Annotated in this window: 21 protein-coding genes and 1 pseudogene; 2 read left to right on the plus strand and 20 right to left on the minus strand. The window is 64.4% G+C overall.

Translation table 11 applies throughout. The annotated features are described in order from the left end of the window. Positions 1–26: 26 nt before the first annotated feature. From acpP to ACZ5KU_RS23125, 6 genes are all read right to left on the minus strand, one after another. Positions 27–263 carry an acyl carrier protein gene (gene acpP, locus ACZ5KU_RS23100; RefSeq protein WP_017905760.1) on the minus strand — a complete coding sequence of 79 codons (237 nt, stop codon included), beginning with the start codon at positions 261–263 and terminating at the stop codon, positions 27–29. A gap of 197 nt (positions 264–460) precedes the next feature. After that, complete coding sequence (fabG, locus tag ACZ5KU_RS23105; RefSeq protein ID WP_010447167.1) at positions 461–1,201, minus strand: 3-oxoacyl-ACP reductase FabG; 741 nt, start codon at positions 1,199–1,201, stop codon at positions 461–463. Positions 1,202–1,217: 16 nt separating this feature from the next. Then, a complete protein-coding gene (gene fabD, locus ACZ5KU_RS23110; protein ID WP_054061153.1) occupies positions 1,218–2,156 on the minus strand; it encodes an ACP S-malonyltransferase in 939 nt (312 codons plus the stop codon). Positions 2,157–2,294: 138 nt separating this feature from the next. Further along, positions 2,295–3,305: a phosphate acyltransferase PlsX gene (gene plsX / locus ACZ5KU_RS23115; protein ID WP_081006107.1), complete on the minus strand. Its 1,011-nt coding sequence runs from the start codon at positions 3,303–3,305 to the stop codon at positions 2,295–2,297. Between the two features lie 3 nt (positions 3,306–3,308). Next, positions 3,309–3,491: a 50S ribosomal protein L32 gene (gene rpmF, locus ACZ5KU_RS23120; protein WP_009406838.1), complete on the minus strand. Its 183-nt coding sequence runs from the start codon at positions 3,489–3,491 to the stop codon at positions 3,309–3,311. Between the two features lie 13 nt (positions 3,492–3,504). After that, on the minus strand, positions 3,505–4,032 hold the full coding sequence (locus ACZ5KU_RS23125; protein WP_017905764.1) for a YceD family protein: 528 nt from the start codon (positions 4,030–4,032) through the stop codon (positions 3,505–3,507). Positions 4,033–4,137: 105 nt separating this feature from the next. Here ACZ5KU_RS23125 and ACZ5KU_RS23130 point away from each other — a divergent pair, with 105 nt between their 5' ends. Then, positions 4,138–4,716, plus strand: coding sequence for a Maf family protein (locus ACZ5KU_RS23130; RefSeq protein ID WP_054061151.1), 579 nt, complete (start codon positions 4,138–4,140; stop codon positions 4,714–4,716). A gap of 49 nt (positions 4,717–4,765) precedes the next feature. On the opposite strand, the gene sppA is transcribed toward ACZ5KU_RS23130, so the two are convergent. The 3 genes from sppA to rluC are packed head-to-tail and all read right to left on the minus strand — an operon-like array spanning position 4,766 to position 7,381. After that, complete coding sequence (sppA, locus tag ACZ5KU_RS23135; protein WP_054061150.1) at positions 4,766–5,752, minus strand: signal peptide peptidase SppA; 987 nt, start codon at positions 5,750–5,752, stop codon at positions 4,766–4,768. A 20-nt stretch (positions 5,753–5,772) separates the two neighbouring features. Further along, positions 5,773–6,435, minus strand: a complete 663-nt coding sequence (locus tag ACZ5KU_RS23140; RefSeq protein ID WP_054063006.1) for an HAD-IA family hydrolase — start codon at positions 6,433–6,435, stop codon at positions 5,773–5,775. After that, positions 6,425–7,381 (minus strand): 23S rRNA pseudouridine(955/2504/2580) synthase RluC, encoded by a 957-nt coding sequence (gene rluC / locus ACZ5KU_RS23145; protein ID WP_054061148.1) that lies wholly within the window; start codon positions 7,379–7,381, stop codon positions 6,425–6,427. The genes ACZ5KU_RS23140 and rluC overlap by 11 nt, the downstream gene beginning before the upstream one ends. Positions 7,382–8,101: 720 nt before the next feature. Between rluC and rne the strand changes: the two genes are divergently transcribed. Beyond that, complete coding sequence (gene rne, locus ACZ5KU_RS23150; RefSeq protein ID WP_464736337.1) at positions 8,102–11,443, plus strand: ribonuclease E; 3,342 nt, start codon at positions 8,102–8,104, stop codon at positions 11,441–11,443. Positions 11,444–11,500: 57 nt separating this feature from the next. Here the strand turns inward: rne and ACZ5KU_RS23155 are convergent, their stop codons facing one another. The 11 genes and pseudogenes from ACZ5KU_RS23155 to ACZ5KU_RS23205 all read right to left on the minus strand — a co-directional run bounded on the left by ACZ5KU_RS23155 (position 11,501) and on the right by ACZ5KU_RS23205 (position 20,640). Continuing rightward, entirely contained in the window at positions 11,501–12,103 is a 603-nt protein-coding gene (locus ACZ5KU_RS23155) for a nucleotidyltransferase family protein (protein ID WP_464736338.1), read from the minus strand. Then, the gene (locus ACZ5KU_RS23160) at positions 12,096–13,082 is read right to left on the minus strand and encodes an XdhC family protein (protein WP_054061188.1); all 987 of its coding nucleotides are present in this window, start codon (positions 13,080–13,082) and stop codon (positions 12,096–12,098) included. The genes ACZ5KU_RS23155 and ACZ5KU_RS23160 overlap by 8 nt, the downstream gene beginning before the upstream one ends. Further along, positions 13,082–15,398: pseudogene (locus ACZ5KU_RS23165) on the minus strand (xanthine dehydrogenase family protein molybdopterin-binding subunit). Before ACZ5KU_RS23165 ends, ACZ5KU_RS23160 begins: the two are co-directional and overlap by 1 nt. Continuing rightward, a complete protein-coding gene (locus ACZ5KU_RS23170; RefSeq protein ID WP_054061193.1) occupies positions 15,395–15,865 on the minus strand; it encodes a (2Fe-2S)-binding protein in 471 nt (156 codons plus the stop codon). Before ACZ5KU_RS23170 ends, ACZ5KU_RS23165 begins: the two are co-directional and overlap by 4 nt. 251 nt (positions 15,866–16,116) lie before the next feature. Next, positions 16,117–17,136 carry a UDP-N-acetylmuramate dehydrogenase gene (gene murB, locus ACZ5KU_RS23175; protein WP_054063009.1) on the minus strand — a complete coding sequence of 340 codons (1,020 nt, stop codon included), beginning with the start codon at positions 17,134–17,136 and terminating at the stop codon, positions 16,117–16,119. Beyond that, positions 17,133–17,597, minus strand: coding sequence for a low molecular weight protein-tyrosine-phosphatase (locus ACZ5KU_RS23180; RefSeq protein WP_054061191.1), 465 nt, complete (start codon positions 17,595–17,597; stop codon positions 17,133–17,135). Before ACZ5KU_RS23180 ends, murB begins: the two co-directional genes overlap by 4 nt. Next, the gene (gene kdsB / locus ACZ5KU_RS23185; RefSeq protein WP_054061192.1) at positions 17,597–18,361 is read right to left on the minus strand and encodes a 3-deoxy-manno-octulosonate cytidylyltransferase; all 765 of its coding nucleotides are present in this window, start codon (positions 18,359–18,361) and stop codon (positions 17,597–17,599) included. The genes ACZ5KU_RS23180 and kdsB overlap by 1 nt, the downstream gene beginning before the upstream one ends. After that, positions 18,358–18,543: a Trm112 family protein gene (locus ACZ5KU_RS23190; protein ID WP_017905777.1), complete on the minus strand. Its 186-nt coding sequence runs from the start codon at positions 18,541–18,543 to the stop codon at positions 18,358–18,360. Before ACZ5KU_RS23190 ends, kdsB begins: the two co-directional genes overlap by 4 nt. A 26-nt stretch (positions 18,544–18,569) precedes the next feature. Further along, the gene (gene lpxK / locus ACZ5KU_RS23195; protein ID WP_464736339.1) at positions 18,570–19,580 is read right to left on the minus strand and encodes a tetraacyldisaccharide 4'-kinase; all 1,011 of its coding nucleotides are present in this window, start codon (positions 19,578–19,580) and stop codon (positions 18,570–18,572) included. Beyond that, entirely contained in the window at positions 19,580–20,008 is a 429-nt protein-coding gene (locus ACZ5KU_RS23200; RefSeq protein WP_054061406.1) for an ExbD/TolR family protein, read from the minus strand. The genes lpxK and ACZ5KU_RS23200 overlap by 1 nt, the downstream gene beginning before the upstream one ends. Next, positions 20,005–20,640: a MotA/TolQ/ExbB proton channel family protein gene (locus ACZ5KU_RS23205; RefSeq protein WP_054061405.1), complete on the minus strand. Its 636-nt coding sequence runs from the start codon at positions 20,638–20,640 to the stop codon at positions 20,005–20,007. The genes ACZ5KU_RS23200 and ACZ5KU_RS23205 overlap by 4 nt, the downstream gene beginning before the upstream one ends. Positions 20,641–20,674: the final 34 nt, after the last annotated feature.

Below are 20,674 nucleotides of genomic sequence, written 5' to 3' on the forward strand. Positions count from 1 at the left end.
TGACAGCAGGCAAAGATTACAAACTATTACGCCTGGTTGGCGTTGATGTAATCGATAGCAGCTTGTACGGTGGTGATTTTTTCAGCTTCTTCGTCAGGGATTTCGGTCTCGAATTCCTCTTCCAGAGCCATCACCAGCTCAACGGTGTCAAGGGAGTCGGCACCCAGGTCTTCAACGAAGGAAGATTCGTTCTTGACTTCTTCTTCCTTCACACCCAGTTGCTCGGCAACGATTTTCTTGACGCGTTCTTCGATGGTGCTCATACCTTGTTTTCACTCCTAATGGAAAAATTCAGGCAGCTGGCCGGTGGGTAAGTGTATAGAAAGGCTTTTCAGCTTTTCAACCGAAAGCTTGCGCCTTCACCCCGCCGTGTCCCCCTGCCCGTCAATAAGTTGCAGCTTTATAACGGATTTTAGACAGCTGGTATGACATTTTTTTGAAGCAATCCGTCACATTTGAATTACATGTACATCCCGCCGTTCACCGGAATTGTAGCTCCGGTCACGTATGCCGCACCCTCCGAAGCCAGGAAAGCGACCACTTGCGCGATCTCCTGAGCCTGGCCCAGACGGCCCAGCGGAATCTGCGTCAACAGGGCTTCGCGCTGTGCTTCCGGCAGTTCGCGGGTCATGTCGGTGTCGATGAAGCCTGGCGCCACCGAGTTTACCGTAATCGACCGCGAGCCGACCTCACGCGCGAGTGCGCGGCTGAAACCTTCGAGGCCTGCCTTGGCTGCCGCATAGTTTACTTGGCCTGCGTTGCCCATGGCACCCACTACCGAGCCGATATTGATGATTCGGCCCCAACGCGCCTTGGTCATGCCGCGCAGAACGCCCTTGGACAGGCGGTACAGACTGTTGAGGTTGGTATCGACCACGTCGTACCACTCATCGTCCTTCATGCGCATCATCAGGTTGTCGCGGGTGATGCCGGCGTTGTTGACCAGTACGGCCGGCGCACCGAACTGCTCGGTGATGCTCGCCAGGACGGCAGCGACCGACTCGTCGCTGGTGACGTTGAGTTCCAGGCCGGTGCCCTGGATGCCGTGCTCCTTGAGGGTCGCGGCAATGCGCTCGGCACCCGAGGCGGACGTCGCGGTGCCGATCACCACGGCGCCCAGGCGACCCAGCTCGAGGGCGATGGCTTGGCCGATACCACGGCTGGCGCCGGTGACCAGTGCAACTTTACCTTGCAGACTCATGCAGGCTTCTCCTAATTCAGGCCTGCGCCGCGCGCGTGGCGGCGAAGGCATCCGGGGTATTCAGGTTGGACGTGTTGACGCCGTCGGCGCAACGCTTGTTCAGGCCGGCCAGGACCTTGCCAGGACCGCACTCGACCAGTTCGGTCGCGCCCTGGGCCGCCAGGTACTGCACGCACTCGACCCAGCGTACCGGCTTGTAGAGCTGTTCCAGCAGGTCGCGCTTGAGGCTGTCCAGATCGGCGGCAACGCTGGCGCTGACGTTCTGCACCAGCGGGATCTGTGGTGCCTGCCAGTCGATGGCGGCAACGGATTCGGCGAAACGCTCGGCAGCCGGACGCATCAGTTCGCAGTGCGACGGCACGCTCACCGGCAGCGGCAGGGCGCGCTTGGCGCCCTTGGCCTTGCAGGCCTCCATGGCGCGCTCGACGGCGGCCTTGGCACCGGCGATCACCACCTGGCCCGGCGAGTTGAAGTTGACCGCGCTGACCACTTCGCCCTGGGCGGAGTCGGCACAGGCCGCCACGACATCGGCATCTTCCAGGCCGAGGATCGCTGCCATGGCACCCTGACCGGCCGGTACGGCCTCTTGCATCAGTTGGCCACGACGCTCGACCAGGCGAACGGCGTCGGCCAGGCTCAGGCTGCCGGCGGCAACCAGTGCGCTGTATTCACCCAGGCTGTGACCGGCAACGTAGGCCGGACACCGACCACCTTCGGCCAGCCACAGGCGCCACAGGGCGACCGAGGCGGTGAGGATCGCCGGCTGGGTCTTGTCGGTCTGGTTCAGCAGTTCTTCCGGACCTTGCTGGGTCAGTGCCCAGAGGTCATAGCCCAGAGCCTGGGAGGCCTCGGCGAAGGTTTCCAGGATCAGCGGGTACTGTGCGCCCAGCTCGGCCAGCATGCCGAGGGACTGCGAGCCCTGCCCTGGAAAGACGAATGCGAGGGAGGTAGACATGAAACGAGCCCCTAATGATCTTATCGTCGGAGAGTTGGCGTTCCGTCGGAATACAACGAACGGAAACGCAATAAACTGTCAGTTGGATGGCCCATTGAACCGGGCGGTCACATTGTAAGCGCCTGCCGGGCAAAACGCCTAAAGCAACAGGTCCTCCAGACGCCCATGCAGGCGTTCGGGAAGGTTTTCCTGGATCTCGATCAGCGCCCGCTGGATTGCGCTCTGCAAACCCTGCACGCCGGCCGAGCCATGGCTCTTGACCACGATCCCCTGCAGACCGAGGAAGCTCGCACCGTTGTGCCGCGCCGGCGCCAGATCGGCCCGCAGCCGGCTGAGCAACGGCAAGGCCAGGGCACCGACCAGCCGCGACGCCAGGTTGCGCCGGAACAGCGCCTCGACGCGTGCGGCGATCATGGTCGCCAGCCCTTCGCTGGACTTGAGCAGGATGTTGCCGACAAAACCGTCGCAGACTACCACGTCGGCCTCGCCACGATACAAGCCGTCACCCTCGATGAAACCGACGTAGTTCAAGCCGCGCGCCTGCTGCAGCAGCCCCGCCGCCAGCTTGACCTGCTGGTTGCCCTTGATGTCCTCGGTACCGACGTTCAACAGTGCCACCCGCGGGCGCACCACGCCCAGGGCCTCGGCGGCCACCGAGCCCATCACGGCGAACTGGAACAGGTTTTCGGCGGTGCAATCGACATTCGCCCCCAGGTCGAGCAACTGGCAGTAGCCCCGTTGGGTCGGAATCGCCGCGACCATCGCCGGCCGATCGATGCCCGGCAGGGTCTTGAGCACATGGCGCGACAGGGCCATCAGCGCCCCGGTATTGCCGGCGCTGACCACCGCATGGACGCGGTCATCGTGCAGCAATTGCAAGGCCACCCGCATCGACGAGTCCGGCTTGCCCCGCAAGGCCTGGGACGGACGGTCATCCATGGTGACGACTTCGCTCGCCGGGACGATATTCAGGCGCGCACGATCAACGGCCGGATAGCCAGCAATCAATTCTTCCAGGAGGGAGGGTTGACCGACGAGGGTCAGGTGCAGCGAGGGTGTAGTAGAAAGGCAGGCAACACTGGCCTGGACAATGTTGCGGGGACCGAAGTCCCCGCCCATTGCGTCGATCGCGATGATCTGAGCGGACAAGATTTACTCGTCAGCGCCCTTGTCGATCACTTTACGACCACGGTATACGCCTTCTGGCGAAACGTGGTGACGCAGGTGAACTTCACCGGTGGTCTTTTCCACGGACAGAGCGTTGGCCTCGAGGGCATCGTGCGAACGACGCATGTCACGGGCAGAGCGGGATTTTTTGTTCTGCTGAACAGCCATAATTGATTAACTCCTAAACGTTTGGGTCACGCTTTAACTGCGCCAATACACTGAACGGGTTGGACCGCGTTACCTCGTCCTCGGCTGGTTCGGGCTCGTCGAGCCCCGCCGGCTGCTGGCATTCTTCCGGATGATGAGCAGGCACAATGGGCAAGGCGAGCAGAAGCTCTTCCTCGATCAATGCCTGCAGATCCAAAGGATCTTCGCCCAGTTCCAGCACGTCATAACCTTTCGGCAACGACTGGGTATTCGCACCCTCCTTCACCACAGCATAACTGCATTCACTGTGAATCGGCAGGGTGACCAGCTCAAGACAACGCTGGCAAACCATCTTGACTTCGGTGTCAATAAAGCTGTGGATAACCACAGACTTACGTTCATCTCGTTCAAAAACGAATTTGGCCTGCACCGTACCGACTGTGTCGGAAAGCGGGTCGCAGAGTCTCTCCAAATCGGCCAGCAGCAGCTCACCCTGGAGGGTGGTGCCGCGATCAGCCAATTTGCGCGGGTCAACGTGAGGTGGAATCGGGTCATTCAACATAGGCGCAGCATTATAGGGATGCACCCGCCCATGTCAAAGGAAATTCAGCCCTGTCCGTCGGCTTCGCCTGTGGATAGAATCGCCGACCACCTTCAGGAGAAGCGCATGCTGCCGTTGTTACTCGCCTCAAGCTCGGTCTACCGCCGGGAATTGCTCGACCGCCTGCGCCTGCCCTTCACGTGCAGCTCGCCCGATATCGACGAAAGCCACCAGCCGGGCGAGCCTGCCGAAGCGCTGGTACGGCGCCTGGCCGAACAGAAGGCGCGAGCCCTGTCCGCCAGCCACCCGCGGCACCTGATCATCGGATCGGACCAGGTCGCGGTGCTCGACGGGCGCATCCTCGGCAAGCCCCACCGTTTCGAAACGGCCCGGGAACAGTTGCTGGCCGCCAGCGGTGCCCGGGTGAGCTTCCTCACCGGCCTGGCGCTGCTCAACAGCCAGAGCGGCCGCTGCCAGGTCGATTGCGTGGCCTTTACCGTGCACATGCGCCAGCTCGACGAACAGCGCATCGAACGCTACCTGCGCGCCGAACAGCCCTACGACTGCGCCGGCAGCTTCAAGGCCGAAGGCCTGGGCGTCAGCCTGTTCCAGAGCACCGAAGGGACGGATGCCACCAGCCTGATCGGCCTGCCGCTGATCCGCCTGGTGGATATGTTGCTGGCCGAGGGCGTCGAGATTCCCTGACCCCGGGACACGCCCACCGCAGGATGACGGTGGGCGTACGCAGAGGCTGTCAGCGCAGGGTCGGCCCCTGGAAACCCATCCACATGGCCAGGTGTTCAGCCACGCTCGCCCCGAGCTTTTTCGAGAAGCGGTCGAGCGGCGACTCCTGAACAGTGAAGTCCACCAGCTTCTTCTCGCCGATCACGTCCCGTGCCACCGAACTGGCACTGCCCAGGCCGTCGATCAGCCCCAGCGACAACGCCTGCTCGCCGGACCAGACCAGCCCGGAGAACAGCTCCGGATGCTCCTTGTCCTTGAGGCGGTCACCCCGGCCCTTCTTCACGCTGGCAATGAACTGGTTGTGGGTGGTGTCCAGCACGCCCTGCCAGAAGCGGGTCTCATCCGCCTTCTGTGGCTGGAACGGATCGAGGAACGACTTGTGCTCACCCGAGGAGTAGGCGCGACGCTCCACGCCGAGCTTCTCCATGGTACCGACGAATCCGTAGCCCGCCGCCGTCACACCGATGGAACCGACCAGGCTGGCCTTGTCGGCATAGATTTCGTCGGCCGCACTGGCAATGTAATAGGCGCCCGACGCACCGAGATCGGAGATCACCGCATAGACCTTGGTATTCTGATGCAGGCCACGCAGGCGACGGATCTCGTCATAGACATAGCCCGACTGCACCGGACTGCCGCCCGGGCTGTTGATACGCAGGATGATGCCCTTGACCTTGGGATCCTCGAAGGCCGTACGCAGGCTGCCGACGATATTGTCGGCGCTGGCCGACTCCTTGTCCGCGATCATGCCGCGCACCTCGATCAACGCGGTGTAGTGAGCGCCACGACTGGCGCTCTTTTCCACATCGACCAGGGGCGAGAGCATCACCAACACGGTTCCCACGTAGACAAAGGCCAGCAGCTTGAAGAAGATCCCCCAACGCCGGGCCCGACGCTGCTCGGTGATGCCGGCCTGAAGCGTACGCTCCAGCAGCTTCCAGCTTTTATCTTCGCCGTCGGCATTCGCCTTGGACGGTGCATTCCATTCATCAGCCATATGTGCTCACCCCAGTAGACTCAATTGGCCTGGCCATTCAACCAGGCATGCAACTCAGGAAAACTGTCGATCGCCAGGCGCGGTTCGAACACCTGCAACTCATCCAGGGACAAGGCACCGTAACCCACCGCCACGCTGTCCATGCCGGCATTGCGGGCCATCTGCAGGTCAAAGGCCGAGTCACCGACCATCAGCGCCTGGGACGCCGGCACGCCGCAATGGGCGAGAATCTCCTCAAGCATCAGCGGATGCGGCTTGCTCGCGGTTTCGTCGGCGGCCCGGGTGATATCGAAATAATCCAGCCAACCATGGGCCTTCAACACCCGGTCCAACCCGCGACGAGCCTTGCCAGTGGCCACCGCCAATTGGTAGCCGGCCTCGCGGAACGCCGCCATGGACTCGACCACGCCCGGAAACAGTGGCGAAGGTACCGCTTCCAGGGCGATGTAGCTATCGGCGTAGTGTTGACGAAAAACTACCAGCTCTTCGTCGGAGATTTCTGGATAAAGGGTGCGAATCGCCTCTGGAAGGCCCAGACCGATAATGCCCTTGACCGCCCGCTCGTCCCGCAGTGGAAAACCGGAGCGCCCTGCCGCCGCGCCCATCGCCTCGACGATCCGACCAATGGAATCGGCCAAGGTGCCGTCCCAGTCGAAAATCAGCAGTTTGTAATCAGCCCGCACTCAAGCGCTCCACGGTCCTGGCCCACATTTCATCCACCGGCGCCTGCAGCTTCAGCTCGCCGCCATCAGGCAGCGGCACCGTCAGCATGTAGGCATGCAGAAACAGGCGTTTGCCGCCCAGTTCACGGATTTCCCGGGTGAAGTCGTCATCCCCGTACTTGCTGTCGCCGGCGATGCAGTGGCCGGCATGCAGGGTGTGCACCCGAATCTGGTGGGTGCGACCGGTCACCGGCTTGGCTTCGACCAGGGTGGCGAAGTCGTTGAAACGACGCAGCACCTTGAACACCGTCAGCGCATCCTTGCCCTCGTCGTTGACCTCCACCATGCGCTCGCCGGAGCGCAGGTTGCTCTTGAGCAACGGAGCCCGCACCTGCTTGACCGAGGTTGCCCAGTGACCACGCACCAGCGCCATGTAGCGCTTGTCGACGCCATCGCCGCGCAACGCCTCGTGCAGATGGCGCAGCATGCTGCGCTTCTTGGCGATCATCAGCAGCCCGGAGGTGTCGCGATCCAGGCGGTGCACCAGCTCCAGCTCCTTGGCTTCGGGACGCAACTGACGAAAGGCTTCGATCACGCCGAAACTCAGGCCGCTGCCACCATGCACGGCGATACCCGCCGGTTTGTTGATCACGATGAGCGCCTTGTCCTCATACACGATCGAGTCCTCCAGGCGCTGCAGCAGCCCCTGGGCGACAGGCACGGGTTCGTCGCGCTCGGGAACGCGCACGGGAGGCACACGAACGATATCGCCTGCCTGCAGCTTGTACTCGGGCTTGATCCGCCCCTTGTTCACTCGCACTTCGCCTTTGCGCAAGATGCGGTAAATCAAGGTCTTGGGTACGCCTTTGAGCCGGGCCAGGAGAAAATTGTCGATGCGTTGGCCGGCAAATTCCGGCGAAACCTCGAGCAGTTGAACGCCAGAGGTCGGGGGGGTAGTCGTCGTCATGTCGCGGATGATAACAATTTTTTATGGAATTGAAGCACTTAATCATTGCTGCTATAGTCGCGAACGCCGCCAAAAGCGGCCGGGCAGCGGAACAACGGCAAACAGCCGACCCTGACCCACGCAATTCATCAGGACGCGAGGCCGTCCTACGGGGCTTTCGCTACATTTGGCAGGTTCGCGATTGTAACAAGCGCAGGTGACATGAGGCCTGAAGCGAGCCGGGAAACTGAGTAACCACTCGTCTCCCGAGCCGATATTCACGGACAGTTCACAAAGTGCAGTCAGTCGCAGGACCCACCGACAGCGAAGGCGTCGGAAACAACGCCTAATTAGCCATGATGCGTGAACTGCCCTTTCGGCGTTCACGGTAAATGCAACCCGCTGCGGATTCTGCGCGCGGCAGCACCCGAATTATCAGGGATACGTGTAGGGTGGAGATGCACAACCGTCGGACTGTGTAGCATTAGGCTTGTTCAAGACGCTTCATATCGTCCACACCCGCGGTTGATTCCTCCTCCTGACTCAGTTTTGCTTAAAGCGGGGCTTATGCCACCACAGCAAGCAGGAAGCGTCGGTCGCGACTTCGCCACTAGTACTAGTAGGCCGAAATCTCGCTAGACACTGGAATGGCCCGCCACTCCATGACGCACCTGACACCGACCGTGAGAAGTCGTGTGTGCCGAACGCCGTTTCCGGCAGCCCGGAAACCGACGGTACTACATGAAAAGAATGCTGATTAACGCAACTCAACCCGAAGAGTTGCGTGTTGCGCTGGTAGACGGCCAACGCCTCTACGACCTGGATATCGAGTCCGGTGCGCGCGAACAGAAGAAGGCCAACATCTATAAAGGCCGGATCACCCGTATCGAGCCCAGCCTCGAGGCCGCTTTCGTCGACTTCGGCTCCGAGCGCCACGGCTTCCTGCCCCTCAAGGAAATCTCCCGCGAGTACTTCAAGAAGGCACCCGAAGGCCGCGTCAACATCAAGGAAGTCCTGAGCGAAGGCCAGGAAGTCATCGTCCAGGTCGAGAAGGAAGAACGTGGCAACAAGGGCGCCGCCCTGACCACCTTCATCAGCCTCGCCGGTCGCTACCTGGTGCTGATGCCGAACAACCCGCGTGCCGGCGGCATCTCCCGCCGCATCGAAGGCGAAGAGCGCAACGAACTGCGCGAGGCGCTGAACGGCCTGGTCGCCCCGGCCGACATGGGCCTGATCGTCCGCACTGCCGGCCTGGGCCGCAGCAGCGAAGAAATGCAGTGGGACCTCGACTACCTGCTGCAACTGTGGACCGCGATCAAGGAAGCCTCCCAGGATCGTTCCGCACCTTTCCTGATCTACCAGGAAAGCAACGTGATCATCCGCGCGATCCGCGACTACCTGCGCCAGGACATCGGCGAAGTGCTGATCGACAGCGTCGAAGCCCAGGACGAAGCCCTGACCTTCATCCGCCAGGTGATGCCGCAGTACGCCAGCAAGATCAAGCTGTACGAAGACAGCGTACCGCTGTTCAACCGCTTCCAGATCGAAAGCCAGATCGAGACCGCCTTCCAGCGCGTCGTCGAGCTGCCGTCCGGCGGTTCCATCGTGATCGACCCGACCGAGGCCCTGGTGTCCATCGACATCAACTCGGCGCGCGCCACCAAAGGCAGCGACATCGAAGAGACCGCGCTGCAGACCAACCTGGAAGCCGCTGAAGAAATCGCCCGCCAACTGCGCCTGCGCGACATCGGCGGCCTGATCGTGATCGACTTCATCGACATGACCCCGGCCAAGAACCAGCGCGCCGTGGAAGAAAAGGTCCGCGAATGCCTGGAAGCCGACCGTGCCCGCGTTCAGGTCGGCCGCATCTCGCGCTTCGGCCTGCTGGAAATGTCCCGTCAGCGTCTGCGCCCATCCCTGGGCGAGAGCAGCGGCATCGTCTGCCCACGCTGCAGCGGCACCGGCATCATCCGTGACGTCGAGTCGCTGTCCCTGGCAATCCTGCGCCTGATCGAGGAAGAGGCCCTGAAGGACCGCACCGCCGAAGTCCGCGCCCAGGTGCCGATCCCGGTTGCCGCATTCCTGCTCAACGAAAAACGCAACTCGATCACCAAGATCGAACTGCGCACCCGCGCCCGCATCGTGATCCTGCCGAACGATCACCTGGAGACGCCGCACTTCGAAGTGCAACGTCTGCGTGACGACAACCCGGACGCCACCAACAACCAGTCCAGCTACGAGATCGCTGCCGCCGCCGCCGAAGCGGAAGAAGCCCAGCCGGCGGCCGCGACCCGCACCCTGGTTCGCCAGGAAGCTGCGGTCAAGACCGCCCCGGCCCGCGCCAATGCACCGGTGCCGACCGAAGTGGCCGCCCCGGTTGCCGCCGCTCCGGCTCCGGCTCCAGCCCCGGAACCAAGCCTGTTCAAGGGCCTGGTGAAGTCGCTGGTCAGCCTGTTCGCCGGCAAGGAAGAACCGGCCGCGCCGGTGGTGGTCGAGAAGCCTGTCGCCGAACGCCCGGCGCGCAACGAAGAGCGCCGCAACGGCCGTCAGCAGAGCCGCAACCGCAACGGCCGCCGCGACGAAGACCGCAAGCCGCGCGAAGAACGTGCACCTCGTGAAGAACGGGCACCACGCGAGCCGCGTGAAGAGCGCGCCCCACGTGAGGAGCGTGCGCCACGCGAGGAGCGCGCCCCGCGCGAACTGCGTGAAACCCGTGACGACGTGCCAGCCGCCCGCGAAGAACGTGCACCGCGCCCACCACGCGAGGAACGCGCGCCGCGTGCCCCACGTGAAGAGCGCAAGCCACGCGGCGAGCGCGAGGAACGTGTACGCGAACTGCGCGAGCCGCTGGATGCCACCCCGGCCGTCGGTGCCGTAGCCGCTGCTGCCGCTGCCGCGGTAGTCGCCGAGGAACGTCCAGCCCGTGCGCCACGTGAGGAACGCCAGCCACGCCCACCGCGTGAAGAGCGTCAGCCACGCGCCGAACAGGCTGCCGCGGCCAGCGAGGAAGAAGTCCTGCAGGGCGAAGAGCAACTGGAAGATGGCCAGGACAACGCCGAAGGTGGCGAGCGTCCACGTCGTCGCTCCCGTGGCCAGCGTCGTCGCAGCAACCGTCGTGAACGTCAGCGCGATGCCAACGGCAACGTGATCGAAGGCTCGGATGAAGCCGGCGAAGGCCAGCAGGCCGAAGCCAGCGGCGCCGAACTGGCTGCCGGCCTGGCCGTGACCGCCGCCGTTGCCAGCAGCGCGATCAGCGCCAACGCCGAAGCCGAAGCGCATCAGCAGGCTGAACGTGCCACCGCCGCCACCCTGGAAACCCCGACCGCTGAAGCGCCTGCCGTTGAAGCGACCACCCCGGTTGAGGTGATCGCCGCACCGGAAGTGGAAGTCGCCGAGGTTCGCGAAGCTGCGCCGGTAGCTGAAGCACCGATCGAAACCGCTGCCGCCGAGCTGCCGGTGTTCGTCGCGCCTGAGCCGGCGGTCGAGGCTCCAGTCGTGCAAGCTCCAGCCGCCGAAGCCCCGACTGTCGAGGCTGCCCCGGCTGAAGCACCGGCAGTTGAAGCAGCGGTCGTCGAGAAGGCTGCCGAACCTGCTCAGGAAATCCAGGCCACCTTCCAGTGGGCTGCCGAACCTGCCGCCGTCGAAGCGCCGGTTGCCGAGCCCGTGGTTGCCGAGCCTGCTGCCGTGGAACCTGCGGTCGTCGCTCAGCCTGAGCCCGCTCCGGTTGTCGAAGCCACACCAGTGGTCGCTGAAGAAGCGGCTCCGGTTGCGGTGGAAGCCCCAGCGGTGGTCCTGACCAGCAATGGCCGCGCACCGAACGACCCACGTGAAGTACGCCGTCGCAAGCGCGAGGAAGAAGCACGCAAGGCTGCCGAACTGGCTGCCGCCGCGGCTGCTCCTGCCGAGGAAGCTGCCCTTGCTGCCGAACCGGCGCCGGTGGTTGTCGAGGCGGAACAGGCCCCTGCGGCCCCTGTCGTTCACAACGAAGCGGCTACCGAGGAAAACTCGCAGCCTGCCGAAGAAGTGATCGAGCACGCGCCAAAAGCCCTGGAAACAGTCGAAGAGCACAAGCCTCACGCCTGATTCGATGGCCAATGAAAAGCCCCGCCTGCAGTGATGCAGGCGGGGCTTTTTCATGGGTCATGGGTGGTGCGCTTCGAAAACCAGAGCTGCAGGCACATCGACATCCCAGACGATCCCGCGGTCCCCCACCGGCACCGGCTCGACCCGCCCCGTGGCAAACAGCGCCTTCGCTCCACGATCACCGGACAACGCCCGTAACGCCTCCCCGAAATCGCGGCCGAACCCCACGGGATGCCCATACCCGCCAGCCAGCGTCGGTACGCAGATCCGCTCCCTTGTCATCCTCGCCAGCACCCGTTCAAAGGTCTCCGGCAGGATAAATGGCATATCCCCCAGCACCATCAGCCAGCCGTCGGCCTCGGCACTGGCGGCGACCCCGGTGGCAATGCTTTCACCCATGCCCGTGGACCCGGGCAACAGCACCCGGCAGCCGTGGGCCTGGCCCAGGCGAATCACTTCAGGCCGATCCGCCGTGGTCACCAGCACCCGCGCGCCCAGGCTGTCAGGCAGGCTGCGCAGCACCTGTTCCAGTACCGGACGCACCACCCCGTCACGCCCCTCGCAAGCGGCCAGCAACTTGTCCTGATCGGCCCCGGCCACCTGCCGGAACCGACTGCCCTGCCCCGCCGCCAGGATGATCGCGGCAATCGACTCATTCACCCGGTGCCAGCTCCGCTTTCTTCTGCCGTGACTCCACGCCGTTCTTGATCGCGACGATCTCGGCCAACAGCGACAAGGCGATCTCCGCCGGCGTGTGACTGCCGATAGGCAAGCCGATCGGCCCATGCAACCGTGCGATCGCCTCGCTGCCCAGCCCCAGCAGCGCCAGATTGTCCCGCCGCTTGCGGTTGTTGACCCGCGAGCCCAGCGCACCGACGTAGAAGGCCCTGGAATTGAGCGCCGTCAGCAAGGCCATGTCGTCCAGCCGCGGGTCATGGGTCAGCGCGACGATCGCCGTGCGCTCGTCGGCCTGGATATTCAGCACCGCCTCATCGGGCATGCCCGGTACGAAACGGCCGTGCGGTTCCTCCCAGCCGTGAATGAACTCCTCGCGCGGATCGCAGACCAGTACCTCGAAATCCAGCATCCGCGCCATCTGCGCCACATAGCGCGACAACTGCCCGGCGCCGATCAGCAGCAGGCGCCAGCGCGGCCCGTAGATGGCCCGCAGCGTGCGCTCATCGAAGCTCAGCAGATCCTGCCGGCCGGCCTCATGCAGAGTCACCGTTCCGCTGAGCAGATCCAGTTCACGCGCGACGATCTCGTGAGCCTCGCAACGCCGCAGCAGTTGCTCGACCCAGGCGACATCGCCGACCCGTTCCTCGGTCAGACGCAGGGTGCCACCACACGGCAGGCCGAAGCGCGCCGCCTCTTCGCGACTGACACCATAGGTCACCAGTTGCACCGGGGGCCCGTCTGCGGGCAGGCGCCCATCGTGCAGGCGGGCGATCAGGTCATCCTCGATGCAACCACCCGACACCGAGCCGATCACCATGCCATCCCCACGCAAGGCCAGCATCGCCCCGGGCTGGCGCGGCGCGCTGCCCCAGGTCCGGACCACGCTGTACAGCATTACCCGGTGCCCGGCGCGGCGCCACTGCAGGACGCTGCGCAGGACATTCAGATCGACGCTGTCCATCAGGCCTGCGCCTTGTTCCAGCCTTGCAGTTGATAACGCACCGGCAGGTTGCGGATACGCTGACCGGTGGCAGCGAAGATCGCATTGCACAGCGCCGGCGCGATCGGCGGCACCCCAGGTTCACCGACACCACCCAGTGGCACCTGGCCCGGCGGCGTGACCAGGTGCACCGCCACTTCCCGGGGGCCAGGGACATGCGCGCCACTTCGTACATATGGAAGTTGTCCTGCTGGACCTGGCCCTCCTTGAAGCTGATCTCGCCCAGCACCGCGTTGCCCAGGCCCATCACGCAAGCGCCCTCGAACTGCGAGCGGATCCGTTCCGGGTTGATCTGCGGTCCGCAGTCCACGGCGATATCGGCCTTGTGCACGATCAGCGTGCCATCGTCCTTGACCTCGACCTCGATCACCGCCGCCACATAGGTGACGAAGCTGTAGTGCACCGCCAGGCCCAGGCCACGTCCCTTGGGCAGCTTGCGCCCCCAACCGGCCGCCTTGGCCGCGGTTTCCAGCACGGTGCGCAGGCGTCCGGTATCGATCGGGTAACGCTCCGGCGACTCACCGTAGTTCCACTGTTCGCTCAGGCTGCGCGGATCGATCTGCCGGTCGGGTCCCAGCAGCTTGAGCTGATAGGCCAGCGGATCCTGGCCGGCCTTGTGCGCCAGTTCGTCGACGAAGCTCTGGATGGCGAAACCATGGGGAATGTTCGACACCGAGCGGTACCAGCCGACCCGGGTGTGGACTTTCGCCTCGGGGTTCTCCAGGCGCACGTTGGGAATGTCATAGGCCATGTTGGTGAAACCCATGCCCAGTTCGAACGCCGCCTCGTTGTTCATGTTCGGCGCGAACAGCGCGGTGATGCTCGGGGCCACGGTGCGGTGCAGCCAGCCGGATGGCGTACCGTCCTGGTTCAGGCTGGCCTGCAGGTATTCCGCCGACACGGTGTGGAAATAGGAGTGGTGGATGTCGTCCTCGCGGGTCCATTGCACCCGCACCGCCGTACCCGGCATCGCCTTGGCCAGGATCGCCGCCTCGATGACGTAGTCCGGCTTGGACTTGCGCCCGAAGCCACCACCGAGCAGGCTGACATGGACGGTGACCTGGTCGAAACCGATGCCCAGCCGCTCGGCAATCCGCTCGCGGGTGACCTGGGGGCCTGGGTCGGCGCCCAGGCCTCGCATTGCCCGTCGTTGAAACGGGCGATGGCGACCATCGGCTCCATCGGCGCCTGCGCCAGGTGCGGCAGGTAGTAGCCGGCCTCGAAGTGGCTCGCGGCCCCCTTGAGCGCCTCATCGACATTGCCGGTATTGCGCACCACCTTGCCCGGCTGGCGCGACGCGGCTTCCAGTTCCTGGCGATAGGCAACCGAGTCGTAGCGAGCATTGTCGCCATCGTCCCAGACAATGTTCAGCGCCTCGCGCCCCTTGATCGCGGCCCAGGTGTTGCTGGCGATCACCGCCACGCCACCCAGCGGCTGGAATTCGGACGGCAACGGGCGAGGTTCGATCTCCAGCACCTTGAGCACGCCAGGCACCTTCAGCGCCGCCGCCGCATCGAACGACTTGAGCTTGCCGCCATACACCCGCGGACGCGCCACGGTGGCATAGACCATCTTCTCGAAATGGATATCGGCCCCGTAAAGGGCACGGCCGTTGACGATATCCGCACCGTCGATGGCCCGCGTCGATTCCTTGCCGATATAGCGGAACTCCGCGGGCTGCTTGAGCCGCAGACTGTCCCGCGGCGGCACCGCCAGGGCGCCGGCAGCGGCGGCCAGGACTCCATAGCCCAGCTCGCGCCCGCTCGGGCTGTGGATAACCTTGTGCAACTGCGCCCGGCACTCGCCGACCGGGACGTTCCATTGCTGCGCGGCAGCCTGTTCCAGCATGGTCCGTGCGGCAGCACCACAGCGGCGCATGGGTTCGTACCAGTGACGCATGCTGCGCGAGCCATCGGTGTCCTGGTTGCCGAAACGCACTTCGTCTCCCGGCGCCTGGCGGACCTTGACCTGCGCCCAGTCGGCCTCCAGTTCGTCAGCCACCACCATGCTCAGGCTGGTACGCACGCCCTGGCCCATCTCCGAACGGTTGCAGACCACCGTCACACTGCCATCGGCGTCGATGCTGACATAAACCTTGGGATCGTCGACCCAGCCATTGGGCATGCCGTCGGCGCCGTACTTCTTCTCGCCTTCGGCAAAGGCATCGGGCAGGCCCCAGGTGGCCGCCAGCACCAGCGCGCCAGTGGCGCCGACCCCCTTGAGAAAGCCGCGCCGGCTGAGGTTGCTCAGGGCGAAATCGTTCAGGGAGCGGCTCATGCCTTGGCCTCCTGCAAATGGGCGGACGCGGCCTGGATGGCCGTCTTGATGCGGTTGTAGGTGCCACAGCGGCAGATATTGCCAAGCATGGCTTCCTCGATCTGCTCGTCGCTGGGCTTGGGGTTCACCTTGAGCAGGGCAGTGGCCGACATGATCTGTCCGCCCTGGCAGAACCCGCACTGCGCCACGCCACCGTCGAGCCAGGCCTGTTGTACCGCCTGGCCGACCGGATCGCTGTGCAGGTTGTCGATGGTGCGCACGTCGCGGCCCACCACCGAGCCGATCGGCGTGACGCAGGAACGGGCCGCCAGGCCGTCGATATGCACGGTACAGGCACCACACAGGCCCATGCCGCAGCCGAATTTGGTCCCGGTATAACCCGCCACGTCGCGAATAGCCCAGAGCAGCGGCATATCCTCGGTGACGTCCAGGGGATGGTCTTGACCATTGAGTTTCAGGGTAATCATGGGCACGCCCGCATCGTTGAAGGTCATGGGGTCGAGCCATCTGCAAGGGGCCGCACGGACGGCAGCAGATCGACTCAGGCTAATCGGCTCTCTTGTGAAGCGGATGCTTCACCGGGCCGTTCGTTGAGGCTTTTTTACCGTTTTGACCAGCCCGGGGAAAGCCATTCCATGCAAAAAAGCCCCATGCAGTCCGACTGCACAGGGCTTTGAGAGAAAGCGCTCCGGCTGACCAACGATCAGCATAGCCTCATTCAGTAGAGGTTCGGTTCCATTTCCAGCTGAACCGCAAAACGCTCGGCGATATCGGCCTGGATCCGCCGGGCCAGGGCCAGCAGTTGCTCCCCCGTCGCCGCGCCGTGGTTGACCAGCACCAGCGACTGCAGGCGATGCACACCGGCGTCGCCATCGCGGAAGCCCTTCCAGCCGGCCGCCTCGATCAACCAGCCGGCCGCCAGTTTCACCTGCCCGTCGGCCTGTGGATAACCAACCAGCGCGGGGTGAGCCTGCTTCAGCTCGGCGGCGTGAGCGGCCGAGACCAGCGGGTTCTTGAAGAAGCTCCCGGCATTGCCGAGTACCGCCGGGTCCGGCAGTTTCTCGCTGCGAATGCTGCAGATCGCCCGACTGACATCAAGCGCCCCCGGCTGACTGACACCCTGCTCTTTCAGGCGCTCGGCCACCGGACCGTAGCCCAGGTGCAACTGCTCGACCCGGCTCAGGGCAAAGCGCACCCGCAGGATCAGCCAGCGCCCCTGGGCGTGCTTGAACAGACTGTCGCGGTAGCCGAACTGGCACTCTTGCAGGGAAAACTCGCGCAATTCGCCGGTCTGCCGGTCGAGGGCGGTGAGGCCAGCGAACACATCCTTGATCTCGACGCCATAGGCACCGATGTTCTGCATCGGCGCGGCGCCGACGGTGCCAGGGATCAGGCTGAGGTTCTCCAGGCCATACCAGCCTTGGGCCAGGGTAGCCAGCACGAACGGATGCCAGGGTTCGCCGGCCTCGGCCTCGACGATCACACGCTGGCCGTCATCGCTGAGCAGGCGAATGCCGCGACTGCCCATGCGCAACACCAGCGCCTGGATATCGCCGGTCAGCAGCAGGTTGCTGCCACCGCCGATCACCAGCAGGGGCAATTGCCGCTGCGCCGCGAAAGCCAGGGCCTCGCGCACGTCGTCATCACCGTGGGCCTCGGCGAACCACTGGGCACGGACATCGACGCCAAAGCTGTTGTAGGGCTTGAGGGAAACACCGGCTTGCGGTTGCAGGCTCATAGACGCCCCCGGAGTTCGTCGACCAGGCGATCGCTGGCCTGCTCGATCAGGTCCAGTACCTGTTCGAAGCCGTGTTCCTCGTCGTAGTACGGATCCGGGACCTCGTCCAACGCACCGTCGTAACGACGCAGGAACAGGTCCAGCTCGGCCTTGCCCTGGGCCGGCTGCAGCTGCTTGAGGTGGCGCAGGTTGCTCTGGTCCATGGCGAGGATCAGGTCGAAGCGGTTGAAATCCGCGCTGCTCACCTGGCGGGCGCGCTGCGCCGACAGGTCGTAGCCGCGCAGCCGCGCAGCCCGCTGGCTGCGGCTGTCCGGCGCCTTGCCGACATGCCAGTGGCCGGTACCGGCGGAATCGACCTCGATCAGTTCGGCGAGACCGGCCGCGCGCAACTTGTGGCGCAAGACGCCTTCAGCCGTGGGCGAACGACAGATGTTGCCCAGGCAGACAAACAGGACCCGCATCAGGCCTCCAGCAAACGACGAACGCGTTCGAGGTCTTGTGGTGTATCGACGCCGGTGGGCGGTGCCTCCAGGGCGTCGGCCACATGGATTCGCACGCCGTGCCACAGGGCCCGCAACTGCTCCAGGCGCTCGGTGGTTTCCAGCCAGCACGGGCCCCAGCCGACGAAGTCATGCAGGAAGCCGGCACGGTAGGCATAAATGCCGATATGCCGACGGAACGGCACGCCTTTCGGCAGGTGTTCACGATCCCCGGCAAAATCGTCGCGGGCCCAGGGCAAGGTGGCCCGGCTGAAGGTCAGGGCCAGGCCGTTGATGTCGCTGACCACCTTGACCACGTTCGGGTTGAACAGCGCCTCGACCTCTTCGATCGGCTCGGCCAGGGTGGCCATGCGCGCTTCGGTGTGCGCCGCCAGGTTGGCCGCAACCTGGTCGATCACCGCCGGCGGGATCAACGGCTCGTCACCCTGGACGTTGACCACGATCGCCTCCGGTTCCAGCCCCAGCAGGCTGGCGACTTCGGCCAGGCGATCGGTGCCGGACTCATGGTCTTCGCGGGTCAACAGCACTTCGGCGCCGAAGGCCTGGCAGGCTTCGACGATCCGTGGGTCGTCGGTGGCCACCACCACCCGCTGGGCGCTGCTTTTGCGCGCCTGTTCCCAGGTGTGCCGGATCATCGGCTTGCCGGCGATCAGTTGCAGTGGCTTGGCCGGCAGGCGCGTGGAGGAATACCGCGCCGGAATCACGACGATGAACGGAGTGCTCATTTGTCCAGACGCTCATCGGCGCTCAGGGTGCGCGCCTCGCTCTCGAGCATCACCGGGATGCCGTCGCGAATCGGGAACGCCAGGCCGGCGCCCTTGCTGATCAGCTCGGTCTTGTCGGCGCTGAGCTTGAGCGGCCCCTTGCAGATCGGGCAAGCGAGGATATCGAGCAGTTTGGTGTCCATGAGGAGTTCCCTGGATAAAAAGGGGTTTAGGGCAAAAGACGATCGGGCAGCAGACGCAGCAATTGCGTGTCGAACCAGGCCACGAACGCTTCGGAAGGCACCGCGTCGACCGCCAGGTACCACCAGTCGGCGGCCGCGAACGCCCGGCATTTCACCGCGTCCTTTTCGGTCATGACCAATGGCAGCGACGGCGTGAAACTCAGGGCCTGCGCGCTGTATTCGGCATGATCGGCAAAGGCGTGGGGCACAGGCTGCCAGTGTAGCGTTTCGAGGGTATTGAAGAAACGTTGCGGATTACCGATGCCGGCCACCGCGTGCAACGCCTGGCCGACGGGAAAGTGGTCGAGCGGCTGGCGTTCGCCGCTCAGCAGATTGACCAGAGCGGTCGGCTGCAGGCGAAAGGCGAAACCGTCGCCGCGATCGGCGTCGGCGCCGTTGTACATCAGCGCGTCGACACTCTGCAGGCGCTCCAGCGGCTCGCGCAGGGGGCCGGCGGGCAGGCAGCGGCCATTGCCCAGGCCACGGGCGGCGTCGATCAGCACCAGTTCCAGGTCGCGGGCCAGGCGGTAATGCTGCAGGCCGTCGTCGGAGAGGATCAGGTCGAGCTGTTCCTCGGCCAGCAGGGCCTGCACCGCGCGGCTGCGATCCGGATCGATCATCAGCGGCACATTGTTGCGCCGGACGATCAGCAGCGGCTCGTCGCCGGCTACCGCCGCGGACTGCTCGGCACGTACCCGCCATGGCAGGCTCGGCGGCCTGGCGCCGTAACCACGGCTGACCACGCCCACACGCAGGCCGCGACGCCGGCAATGCTCGACCAGCCAGAGAATCATCGGGGTCTTGCCCGTACCGCCGACCGTGATGTTGCCGACCACGATCAACGGCACCGCAGGCTGGTAGATGTCGCCTGCGCCGGCAACGAAGCGGGCGCGCTTGCCATCGACCACGCGACGATACAGCCACTCCAGCGGGCGCAGCAGGGTGAGGGCCGGATGGCCCTCGTACCAGGCGCGCAACAAACGGTCCGAGAGAGCCATCAGGGCGCCGGCGCCGCCTCGACGGTGGTCATGCGCAAGTGACTGAAGCCGAGCTTGCCGGCGGCGTCCATCGCGGTGATCACGGCCTGGTGCTGGGTCTTGCCGTCGGCACTGATCGACAGCGGCATGTTGGTGTCACCGTTGGACTCCTTCTGCAACGCTTCCATCAGGGTCGACAGGTCATTCTTCGGCAGTATCTGGTTGTTCACCGAGAACACCCCATCGGCGCTGATGGCGATGTCCAGTTGCTTGACCAGTTGATCCTCCGCCGGAGAACCGCTGACCGCCTGCGGCAGGTCGACCCGCAGTTGGGTTTCGCGGGTGAAGGTGGTGGTGACCACGAAAAACAGCAGCAGGACGAACACCACGTCGATCAGCGAGGCGAGGTTGATATCGATGGTTTCCCGGGGTTTGCGGCGGAACTTCACGCTTTGCCCCCGGGCATTTCCACATCGCGGTCGCCCTGGACCACTTCTACCAGCTTGATCGCCTGCTGCTCCATGCCCACCACCAGCTCATCGATGCGGCGTTGCAGGAAGCGGTGGAAGAACACCGCGGGAATACCGACGATCAGGCCAGATGCGGTGGTGATCAGCGCCTTGGAGATACCGCCGGCGAGGACGGCCGCATTGGTGGTCATGCCCGAGCCCATGAACGAGCTGAAGATATCGATCATGCCCAGCACCGTACCGAGCAGGCCGAGCAGCGGCGACATGGCGGCGATGGTGCCGAGGGCGTTGATGTAGCGCTCCAGTTCATGGATCACCCGGGCGGCGGCCTCTTCGATGCACTCCTTCATGATCTCGCGACCGTGCTTGGAGTTCGCCAGGCCCGCGGCGAGGATTTCACCCAGGGGCGAGTCGGCGCGCAGTTGCTTGAGTTTTTCCTTGTCCAGCTGCTTGTCACGGATCCACACCCAGACCTGCCCCAGCAGATGCTCCGGGGTCACCCGGCTGGCGCGCAGGGTCCACAGGCGCTCGGCGACGATACCCACGGCGGCGATGGAACTCAGAATGATCGGCAACATCATCCAGCCGCCGGATTTGACCAATTCCCACACAGTGACAGCCCCCTCGAAAAAGTGCGCCACTCTA

This window comes from Pseudomonas sp. Tof1 (genome assembly GCF_055390395.1).